This window comes from Bacillus sp. C30 (genome assembly GCF_040838255.1).
In the GTDB taxonomy this organism is placed as follows: Bacteria; Bacillota; Bacilli; order Bacillales; family Bacillaceae_G; genus Bacillus_A; species Bacillus_A mycoides.
Map to the genome: position 1 here is coordinate 1 of NZ_JBFPJH010000109.1, position 10,765 is coordinate 10,765.

A 10,765-nucleotide genomic window follows, 5' to 3' on the forward strand; every position below is an offset into this window, starting at 1 on the left:
ATATAAATGTAAACGTTATCAAAAGAGAGGTGGAGACAATGAGTAAATTTTTCTTCAATCATAATCCAGCAACATTAGAGGATGGAAGACTGGTTAAGTATGCTGAAATTATTTATGGAGAAGGTGGCCGTTCTGTATTAGAAAATTTAATGGTGAAGGCATCTATCAGATTACGTGATCGTTATCCGAATAAATCTGACGAACAGATCTCGAACCTCGTAAATCAAGGCATTCATGATATGTTTCAAAAATACGTGAATGAGTAAGAGCAGCTACTGGCTGCTCTTATTTTTTTGTATAAGGATTGTGCCTCTAGCTGAAAATAAAGATGCATTTTGAAACATGCAAAAAGGAGGCGAAAAAGATGAGTAATGGAATTGGTCGTTCAAAAGAGAATCTTCCAACTGATGCAAACCATGTAAGTGCAAAGGATCGTGCATATCAGAAACGTATGACAGAGAAAAAACAGCAAGAGCGTAATGAAGATAGAGAATAGGCTGGGAACATATCTTAAAAGAAGCTCCTTCAATCTGAAGGAGCTTTCTTTAAGATAGAAAATGATTTGCGGTAACATAAAAGAGACCACCGTTTATAATTTGTATTGTAATGCGTGGTTCGTATTGTTCTTGTAATGCTTGCTTTTCAATTTCATAGCTTTCTGGAAGTTCATCGCTATCTTCGTAAAATCGATTTAAAAGGTCTAAATCGTGATTCCAACGCACTCTCGCTTCTTTTGCCCACGTGTGGTCATCTTCAGCGATTATACTTTTTAAAGCATCCTCTATACGTTGTAAGCCACTTTGTGGCTTAATGATAGGTGAGAGGGTAAAACAAAAGTCAGGTATTTTCGGTGTGAGTTTGATCTCTGCTAAAGTGTCATGAAAGTTTGCAATCATTGTCCCGGACATAAGATGAATACCGATGGAATGAAGTATGTCTTTTTTTCGGTCGCATTGATAAGATACTTTTATATTTACACCAAGCCAAGGATGAAGGGGGGTATGAGTTGCCCCGCTATGTTTCACTTCCTCATATAAACGTATGTATGAACCTAGTTCTTTTGTTGTTTCAAATATTTGATGCAAACGGGGTGAACCGTAATGAATAAGTTCACCGTCGTTTTCTTCGTTTTCTGGATTTGTAATAAGAGTAAGGCGCATCGGGTTCGGAACGCCTCCTGTTTTTTCAAGATAGTGCCAATAGAAAGGGCGGTTCATTAATAATTTATCCATTTCAATTGTTAACTGCACGTCTAATAGGTGAGGGGAACGTTCTAAAATTTCGCAGTTATTCGCCTCAAAAAAATTATATAAGTAATTATGAATTTCATTTTGCTGCATAGTCCTGCACCTCTGCTTCATTGCGCTTCGCAAAATCGATAATAGATGTTAAATTTTCCATCTTGATTCGAATTTCACCTTCGCTTTTTGACTGCGCGAAAATTTCTTGAATATGCGCATCAATATTTTTCATGTTGATTCTCGTTAAAATTTCATCGAGTTCACCGATTACACGTTCAAATAAATTAATTTTTTCATATAGTAGTTTTAAAATGTGCTCTTCAACAGTGTGCTTTGTTGCTAAGTTATAAATATGAACATCATTTTTTTGTCCAAGACGGTGAATACGTCCAATCCTTTGCTCGAGTCGCATTGGATTCCACGGTAAGTCGTAATTAATCATATGGCTACAAAATTGTAAGTTAATTCCTTCACCACCAGCTTCGGTCGCAATTAATACTTGGGCATGATTTTGGAAAAGCTCCTTCATCCAATCTTTCTTCCCGCGCTTAAATCCACCGCGAAATGGAACAGAGGAAATGCCATGTTGTTGTAAGAACCATTGTAGATACATTTGTGAAGCTCTATATTCAGTGAAGATAATGACTTTATCGTCAACTTCTTTTATAAGCTCTAGTGCTTTATTTGCTTTGGAGTTGAACGGAATATGATTAATTTTGTCCATCAGCACATCAATATGTGGGTCCTTTATGTAGTGCTCATTTTCTTTCTGTCTTTTTTCTACATGTTTTTTTAATGAATAGTAAACAGCTTCACGACTACTACATGCTTCCCGTTTTAAAGTTAAGGATGAGAAAGCAGATGTGACGGCATCTTGTCCACGCCAATTTTCAATTTCATTATACAAAGCTTGTTCTTCTTCATTGAATTCAACGAAGATTGTTCGTACATGCCTCTTCGGCCAATCAATGCCAGTGTTATTGCGTCTATTTCGAACCATTACTTTATTGATAAGAGCTTTTAAATCTTCATCGGATTCAGTGGAACGATTTTTGGAAGCGTAATATTCTTCAAAATTAGATTGATTGCCTAAATGACCTGGTTTTAATAAAGAAACGAGGTTGAAGATTTCATCGATTTTATTTTGAACAGGAGTTGCAGTTAGTAATAAACAAAACTTCTTTTTTAATCGCTGTGCAAATTCATAGTTTTTTGTTTTATTATTTTTTAGTTTATGTGCTTCATCGATAATAATAAGGTCATACTCTAGGTTTAAAACGATATCGCGATGCGGTGAACGTTTCGCAGTATCGATTGATGAAACGATGACATCAGCTTGTTCCCAAGAATAACTTTTCTTTTGAGCGACCGCAGGAATAAAAAATTTTGTGTTTAGTTCATACGCCCACTGAGATACGAGAGAAGCTGGAACGAGAATGAGTACCTTTTTTACAAGTCCTCGAACCATATATTCTTTCAAAATAAGTCCAGCTTCAATCGTTTTTCCAAGTCCAACTTCATCTGCTAGAATCGCTTTACCATTCATTTGTTCAATGACATTTTGAGCGACCTCTAATTGATGTGGAAGCGGCGTGAAATGTGATAAATGTTTCGGTGCTTGCAATCCATCAAAAGTAGGGACGAGTAACGATTTCTCTGTTTTATAAGCTAAATGATATAAATCCCAATTTGTCCAAGGACCATCTTCATCAATTCTTTTTAAAAAATTATTTTGCCACGTTCGATCTACGGAAATATCGACATTCATTAAGACTCTCCCACCTTTTATAAACTAAAGTGATTATTAAAAAAATCTTTATTATAAGCCTTGTAATAAGGCGCTATCACAATTACTAAAAGTTAAAGAATAGACAACGATAAAGGTCTAAATCTTAAAAGTTGTATTTAATAGGATTAAGAATAAAAAATTCTAAATTATTTTTTATGCTAGAATATTGATGAAATATAGCGAATGATGTTAGGATAATGGTGTGAAATGTGTGGAATCTTTCGTATTTTATCCAAGAAAGCACTTTTTTATTTACGCTTTCATAAAAAAAAATAGTGAGATTCCGTATATCCTATCTTTTCAGAATGAAAATGTTTAGATATGGGAAGCAACTTTTATTGATTTGTCAGAGCATAAGGGGGAAAGAGCATGATTACATTACAACGTACACCGTTATTTGATGTATACGCGAAGTATGGTGGGAAAACAGTCGACTTCGGTGGTTGGGAATTACCAGTTCAATTTTCAAGCATTAAAGAGGAACATGAAGCTGTACGTACAGGAGCAGGTTTGTTCGATGTATCTCATATGGGAGAAGTAGAGGTAAAAGGTGTAGATAGTTTAGCATTTTTACAACGTGTTGTTACAAATGACGTATCTACCTTAAAGGTAGGGGGCGCACAATATACAGCTATGTGCTATGAAAATGGTGGCACAGTAGATGATTTATTAATCTACAAACGTGGTGAAGAAGACTATTTATTAGTAATCAATGCATCAAATATCGAGAAAGATTACGAATGGTTAGCTAGCCATGTAATTGGCGATGCGAAAGTAGTCAATGTTTCTAGTGAAGTTGCGCAGCTTGCAATTCAAGGACCAAAAGCAGAAGGCATTTTACAAAAAGTTGTGTCAGAAGATTTGAAAGAAATTAAGTTCTTTAAATTTAAAAATAATATTCTTGTAGATGGAATTCCTGCACTTGTATCTCGTACAGGTTACACAGGTGAAGATGGATTCGAAATTTACTGTAAGAGTGAAGATGCAGCAAAACTTTGGGAGAAACTTCTTGAAGTGGGAGCAGAAGAGGGCTTAAAACCATGTGGCTTAGGTGCTCGTGATACACTTCGCTTCGAAGCAACACTTCCGTTATACGGACAAGAGTTATCAAAAGATATTACACCGATTGAAGCGGGAATTGGCTTTGCGGTAAAACCAAATAAAGAAGCAGATTTCTTTGGAAAAGAAACGTTAAAAGAGCAAAAAGAAAACGGTGCATCTCGTAAATTAGTCGGCATCGAAGTAATCGAACGCGGTATTCCTCGTACGCATTACCCTGTATTTATAGGAGAAGAAAAAATCGGGGAAGTAACGAGTGGTACACAATCTCCAACGTTAAAGAAAAGCATTGGTTTAGCACTAATTGATGTAAAATACGCAGCAGTTGATACAGAAGTAGAAATTGAAATTCGTAATAAACGCGTCAAAGCAGTAGTTGTTCCAACACCATTTTATAAACGTTCAAAGTAACGGGGAGAGGGGTAGATTTCATGTTGCATCGTTATCTTCCAATGACAGAAGAAGACAAAAAAGAAATGTTACAAACGATCGGCGTTCAAACGATCGACGAATTATTCTCTGATATTCCAGAGAGTGTTCGTTTTAAAGGGGATTTAAAAATTAAAGAAGCAAAATCAGAGCCAGAGCTGTTAAAAGAGTTATCTCAAATGGCTAGTAAAAATGCTAATTTAAAAGAATATGCTTCTTTCTTAGGAGCAGGTGTATACGATCATTACGCTCCAGTAATTGTTGATCATGTTATTTCTCGTTCAGAGTTTTATACAGCTTACACACCATACCAACCAGAAATTTCACAAGGGGAACTACAAGCAATTTTTGAATTCCAAACAATGATTTGTGAATTAACAGGAATGGATGTAGCAAACTCTTCTATGTATGACGGAGGTACAGCTTTAGCTGAGGCGGCAATGCTAGCAGCTGGTCATACTCGCAAAAAGAAAATTCTTGTTTCAGCGGCAGTTCATCCAGAATCAAGAGCGGTACTTGAAACATATGCAAAAGGTCAAAATCTTGAAGTTGTTGAAATTGATCATAAAAACGGTGTAACAGATTTAGAAGTATTACAAAGTGAAGTAGATGATACAGTTGCTTGTGTAATCGTTCAATATCCAAACTTCTTCGGACAAGTGGAAAAGTTAGCTGATATCGAAAAAATCGTTCATCAACAAAAATCATTATTTATCGTTTCTTCAAATCCATTATCATTAGGCGCATTAACACCGCCAGGAAAATTCGGTGCTGATGTTGTAATCGGTGATGCACAACCATTCGGTATCCCAACGCAGTTTGGTGGACCGCACTGTGGTTACTTTGCAACAACGAAAGCATTTATGCGTAAAATTCCAGGACGTCTTGTCGGACAAACTGTAGATTCAGATGGTAAACGTGGATTTGTATTAACGTTACAAGCACGTGAACAGCATATTCGTCGTGATAAAGCGACGTCTAACATTTGTTCAAACCAAGCGTTAAATGCATTAGCAGCTTCTGTTGCAATGACGGCACTTGGCAAACAAGGTGTAAAAGAAATGGCACGTCAAAACATTTCTAAAGCACAATATGCAAAACGTCAATTTGAAGCGAAAGGTTTCACAGTAACGTTCGCTGGACCATTCTTTAATGAATTTGTTGTAGATTGTAAACGTCCAGTTAAAGAAATAAATGATGTATTAATACAAAAGAATATTATCGGTGGTTACGACCTAGGCCGTGATTATAAAGAGCATGAAGACCATATGCTTGTAGCGGTAACAGAGCTTCGTACAAAAGAGGAAATTGACACACTTGTAAACGAAATGGGGGCTATCCAATGAAGAACCAAGACCAAGCACTTATTTTTGAAGTGACTAAAGAAGGACGCGTAGGATATAGCTTACCCAAATTAGATGTAGAAGAAGTAAAATTAGAAGATGTGTTTGAGAGTGATTATATTCGAGTAGAAGATGCAGAGCTTCCAGAAGTATCTGAACTTGATATTATGCGCCATTACACAGCGCTTTCAAACCGTAACCACGGTGTGGATTCTGGATTCTATCCACTTGGGTCTTGTACGATGAAATATAATCCGAAAATTAATGAAAACGTAGCTCGTTTCGCAGGCTTTGCAAATATTCATCCACTTCAAGATGAAAAAACAGTGCAAGGTGCAATGGAATTAATGTATGACTTACAAGAACATTTAATTGAAATTACAGGTATGGATACTGTTACGTTACAACCAGCAGCTGGTGCACACGGAGAATGGACAGGATTAATGTTGATTCGTGCATATCATGAAGCGAACGGTGACTTTAACCGTACGAAAGTAATTGTTCCTGACTCTGCTCACGGAACAAACCCGGCGTCTGCAACAGTAGCTGGTTTTGAAACAATTACGGTGAAATCAAATGAACATGGTCTTGTTGACTTAGATGATTTAAAACGTGTTGTAAACGAAGAAACAGCAGCACTTATGTTAACAAATCCAAATACATTAGGCCTATTCGAAGAAAATATTTTAGAAATGGCAGAAATCGTCCATAACGCAGGCGGTAAATTATACTATGATGGTGCAAACTTAAATGCGGTATTAAGCCAAGCACGCCCAGGAGATATGGGATTTGACGTTGTGCATTTAAATCTTCATAAAACATTTACAGGTCCGCATGGCGGCGGTGGCCCAGGTTCTGGTCCAGTAGGTGTGAAAGCTGATTTAATTCCGTACTTACCAAAACCGATTTTAGAGAAAACAGAAAATGGCTATCACTTCAACTATGATCGTCCAGAAGCAATTGGGCGTGTGAAACCATTCTATGGTAACTTCGGAATTAACGTTCGTGCATACACATATATTCGTTCTATGGGCCCAGATGGCTTGCGTGCAGTAACTGAGTATGCTGTATTAAATGCGAACTATATGATGAGAAGATTAGCACCATTCTATGATCTTCCGTTCGATAGACATTGCAAGCATGAATTTGTATTATCAGGTCGTCGTCAAAAGAAACTTGGTGTACGTACATTAGATATTGCAAAACGTCTGCTTGATTTCGGTTACCATCCACCAACAATTTACTTCCCATTAAATGTGGAAGAATGTATTATGATTGAGCCAACAGAAACAGAATCAAAAGAAACATTAGATGGTTTCATTGATAAGATGATTCAAATTGCTAAAGAGGTAGAAGAAAATCCAGAAGTTGTACAAGAAGCACCACATACAACAGTAATAAAACGTTTAGATGAAACATTGGCTGCTCGTAAACCAGTTTTACGTTATGAAAAGCTAGCACCTGTACAAGTGTGATTGGAAAAAAAAGAACTCGCTACATGCGGGTTCTTTTTTTGCAAAATTGGTGTGGCTAGAATGAAAAAATGTTGAAAATTTATATTTTTTGTTTCATATTGCTGTAAAGATGCGGTTTTATAGGCGATTTTGTTGAAAAAGTCGGTTTGATAAAAGTATTTATTTTTGTTAGAATTTTATTGAAATTAAGAAGATGTGATGAGGTAGAAATTACTCATTTTTATGTATATGTGAAAAAACGAGCAAGACGGGGGTGGAAGCATGGGATATCGATGTTATAGAATGGTATACCATTTAGAAAATGGAGAAACAATTAAAGATGTAAAAGAATTTTGTTACCGAGACCAAGGGAAAGTGTTAGAAAGAGTAGCGCACCGTGTAATGGATAATAGAGAAGTGACAGCGATTGATAAACAAGGAACAATCATTTCAATAGCGTGTGAGGACATTGTAAAGGTAGAACTTGATTACATAACAGAAAGTTAACCTTGAGTCATATCGAATTATTCGATACAATATACTGTTGAATGGTGAAGAGAGAAGAGAGGAGTTTATCATGGGTAATACACGACACTTTTATATGTTTATTTTAGCGTTTGTTCTTGTTGTGGCGTTAACGATTTATTTAATTGTTGATAGCAGCTGGTACAATACAGTTCATCCAGCATTCCTTCTTTTTATGTATGTAGGAATTGCGGTTGTTAGTTTCGGAATGAGAGACGAAATGTTAGATCGCTTTGAAAAGTGATACATATACGAAAGACCAACAGGAAAATGTTGGTCTTTTTTTCTTGCCAAAAATAGGATGATGTGTATATACTGTGTATATAAGGTATATACAGTATATACACACTGGAGGAAAACATGAATATTATTATTTCGAATTCTTCCCAAGACCCTATTTATGTACAAATAAGAAAACAATTAAGCCAGCTTATTTTAAATGGTGGTTTAAAGGGTGGAGACCAATTACCGTCTATTCGTAGCTTAGCGAAGGAATTACAGATTAGTGTAATTACAACGAAGCGTGCGTACGAGGAGCTTGAAAAAGAAGGATATATAGAAACTGTTGCTGGGAAAGGGACTTATGTTTCACGTAAAAATAATGAACTACTAAAAGAACAAAGGCTTCGTTTATTGGAAAGTAAAGTGGAAGAGGTTGTAAATGAAAGTAAAGCGTTGCAGCTTTCACTTGAAGATTTACAGCAGATGATTGCGTGTTTATATGAGGGGGAATAAGGGATGTTAGAGCTAAAAAACGTTTGTAAAAGTTATCAAGATTTTGCAGTGAAAAATGTAAGTTTTACATTACCACGAGGATATATTATGGGATTTGTTGGACCAAATGGAGCCGGGAAAAGTACGACAATCAAAATGATTATGAATTTAATTAGAAAAGATAGCGGCGATATAAAAGTTTTTGGCAAGGACAATAAGAAAGCCGAAAAGGAAATAAAACAAAATATTGGTTTTGTATATGATGAAAATCATTATTACGAAGATTTAACGTGTGAGCAAATGAAACGGATTATTGCACCATTATATAAAAAGTGGGACGAAGAGCAATACAAATCGTATATGCACAGATTACAAGTTCCGAAGTATAAAAAAATTAAAGAACTCTCAAAAGGGATGAAAATGAAATTTGCAATTGCCATTGCACTTTCACATCACGCGGAGTTTATCATTATGGATGAACCGACAGCAGGATTAGATCCAGTTGTTCGAAGTGAATTACTTGATATGCTGCAAGAAATTGTAATGGAAGATGAAGTGTCTGTCTTATTTTCCACACACATTACGACAGACTTAGAACGCATCGCAGATTACATTACGTTCATCAATGATGGAGAAATTATATTTACTGGTGAGAAAGATGAATTAATGGAGAACTACGTAATCGTAAAGGGAAACAATGATTTATTAGATCGAGAAGGAAAAGAGCTATTTGTTGGATTACGAAAAAATAAATTTGGTTTCGAAGGTTTAGCGAAGGATAAACAAGCAATTATCGATTGGTTTGGAAATGAGGTTGTAATAGAAAAGCCTACATTAGATGATATTATCGTTTACACCGCGAAAGGGAGAGGTGCTTATGCGTCAGCTCATATATAAAGATTTGTTCTTTTTTCGGGTAACTTGGTTAGTGAATCTTATTGTGCCCCTTGTGTTATTTATGTTAGATCCAAGTGGTGAATTGTTAGTTCCGATGAGTTGTCTATTTATAACTCTTTCCTCCGTTATGACGTTAATCTTTATGGATGAAAGGAATAAAAGTGACATTATTATAAATAGTTTACCGGTAAGTCGAAAGGATATCATTATTGCTAGATATATTTCCAGTGCAATATTCATTGTAGGTGGCATGATCTCTACTATGCTAGTTGTTTTTCTTATAAGAGGTATTGTGGTCATTGGTGATATCGGTGCATATCATCCTAATCTATACATTGAAATTTCATGGTATGAAGTAATAAATGGAGTTGTTTACGCCGTATTTTTGGTTGTCACGTTTTTCCCTAGTTATTATGGTACAAAATCGAAGGTAGTAAGAAGTATAGTATCAGCAGCATCAATAGGAGTGGGGGGAATCCTTTGGATATTTATTAGTGATGGGCTGAATGAAACAGCACCTTCATTCATTGAGTGGATTATGAATCCAATGCATATTGGTGTATTTATAATTGGATTCATTACATTAGTTAGTATGTATATCGCTTCTATGTTTCTTACAATTAAAATTTATGGAGCACGTGATTTGTAGAGAGGAGAATTCATATGCAACAGTTGATTTTGAAGGAGTTTTTCTTACATAAGAAGATGTTTCCTTTATATTTTTTAATACCCATTTTCTCTGTTTTTAGGAATCCCGTCCAACCAATGGGGATTGCAATAGGATTATTTATAACATGTAGTACGATTATATATATTTCTTTTTATTATGACGAGAAAAGTAAAGCAGAAAAAGTATTAGTGAGTTTGCCTATAACGAGAAAAGAGATAGTTATAGCTAAATATATTTCAAGCTCATTATTTATTATGGCTGGTTTGAGTACAACTTTTATAGTCGTAATATTAGGAAATATTTTATTGAACAGAGACATAGCTATTCCTGGATATGCAATATTTTCAGCAATAGTAGCAACTTTGATCTATTGTGTTGTAACGATACCTGCTAATTACGTTGGAGGATATAAAGCTACTTCTGTTTTGAATGTTATTATGGTTTTGCCTTTAACGGGTATGATTGGCCTTATGTGCAATGTTTTTGGTGATAAAATAATTATGTTAAAAGTACTTCAATCTGAAGATGCTACACTAGCAATGGGTATGCTTGGCATCGGAGTGTTAGTAAGTATAGTTATATCAATGTTTCTCTCAATGGAAATTTTTAATTTGGTACATACTCTATCCTATTCTCTTTTATAT

13 protein-coding genes are annotated in these 10,765 nt (G+C 35.5%); 11 read left to right on the plus strand and 2 right to left on the minus strand.

The window, feature by feature from the left end; genetic code table 11:
• Nucleotides 1-38 precede the first annotated feature (38 nt).
• Both AB3X49_RS12385 and AB3X49_RS12390 read left to right on the plus strand, forming a co-directional pair.
• Nucleotides 39-266, plus strand: a complete 228-nt coding sequence (locus tag AB3X49_RS12385; protein WP_000032698.1) for a hypothetical protein — start codon at nt 39-41, stop codon at nt 264-266.
• A gap of 98 nt (nt 267-364) precedes the next feature.
• On the plus strand, nt 365-496 hold the full coding sequence (locus AB3X49_RS12390) for a hypothetical protein (protein WP_002088613.1): 132 nt from the start codon (nt 365-367) through the stop codon (nt 494-496).
• Between the two features lie 49 nt (nt 497-545).
• Here the strand turns inward: AB3X49_RS12390 and AB3X49_RS12395 are convergent, their stop codons facing one another.
• Together AB3X49_RS12395 and AB3X49_RS12400 are read right to left on the minus strand one after the other, a co-directional pair.
• Nucleotides 546-1,340 (minus strand): YqhG family protein, encoded by a 795-nt coding sequence (locus AB3X49_RS12395; protein WP_367962356.1) that lies wholly within the window; start codon nt 1,338-1,340, stop codon nt 546-548.
• A complete protein-coding gene (locus AB3X49_RS12400) occupies nt 1,327-3,009 on the minus strand; it encodes a DEAD/DEAH box helicase (RefSeq protein WP_002015016.1) in 1,683 nt (560 codons plus the stop codon). Before AB3X49_RS12400 ends, AB3X49_RS12395 begins: the two co-directional genes overlap by 14 nt.
• A gap of 390 nt (nt 3,010-3,399) precedes the next feature.
• Here AB3X49_RS12400 and gcvT point away from each other — a divergent pair, with 390 nt between their 5' ends.
• The 9 genes from gcvT to AB3X49_RS12445 all read left to right on the plus strand — a co-directional run.
• Complete coding sequence (gene gcvT, locus AB3X49_RS12405; protein WP_002034013.1) at nt 3,400-4,500, plus strand: glycine cleavage system aminomethyltransferase GcvT; 1,101 nt, start codon at nt 3,400-3,402, stop codon at nt 4,498-4,500.
• Between the two features lie 20 nt (nt 4,501-4,520).
• On the plus strand, nt 4,521-5,864 hold the full coding sequence (gcvPA, locus tag AB3X49_RS12410) for an aminomethyl-transferring glycine dehydrogenase subunit 1 (protein ID WP_002143124.1): 1,344 nt from the start codon (nt 4,521-4,523) through the stop codon (nt 5,862-5,864).
• Entirely contained in the window at nt 5,861-7,336 is a 1,476-nt protein-coding gene (gene gcvPB / locus AB3X49_RS12415) for an aminomethyl-transferring glycine dehydrogenase subunit 2 (protein ID WP_002122485.1), read from the plus strand. Before gcvPA ends, gcvPB begins: the two co-directional genes overlap by 4 nt.
• A gap of 261 nt (nt 7,337-7,597) precedes the next feature.
• Nucleotides 7,598-7,822, plus strand: coding sequence for a DUF3929 domain-containing protein (locus tag AB3X49_RS12420; protein ID WP_000542263.1), 225 nt, complete (start codon nt 7,598-7,600; stop codon nt 7,820-7,822).
• Nucleotides 7,823-7,892: 70 nt separating this feature from the next.
• Nucleotides 7,893-8,084, plus strand: a complete 192-nt coding sequence (locus AB3X49_RS12425; RefSeq protein ID WP_002088608.1) for a hypothetical protein — start codon at nt 7,893-7,895, stop codon at nt 8,082-8,084.
• Between the two features lie 116 nt (nt 8,085-8,200).
• A complete protein-coding gene (locus AB3X49_RS12430) occupies nt 8,201-8,575 on the plus strand; it encodes a GntR family transcriptional regulator (RefSeq protein WP_002015024.1) in 375 nt (124 codons plus the stop codon).
• 3 nt (nt 8,576-8,578) lie between these two features.
• Complete coding sequence (locus AB3X49_RS12435) at nt 8,579-9,451, plus strand: ABC transporter ATP-binding protein (protein ID WP_367962363.1); 873 nt, start codon at nt 8,579-8,581, stop codon at nt 9,449-9,451.
• Nucleotides 9,432-10,100, plus strand: coding sequence for an ABC-2 transporter permease (locus tag AB3X49_RS12440; RefSeq protein WP_367962366.1), 669 nt, complete (start codon nt 9,432-9,434; stop codon nt 10,098-10,100). Before AB3X49_RS12435 ends, AB3X49_RS12440 begins: the two co-directional genes overlap by 20 nt.
• 14 nt (nt 10,101-10,114) lie before the next feature.
• Nucleotides 10,115-10,765 (plus strand): ABC-2 transporter permease (locus AB3X49_RS12445; protein WP_367962369.1); only part of this gene is annotated, 651 nt, incomplete at its 3' end.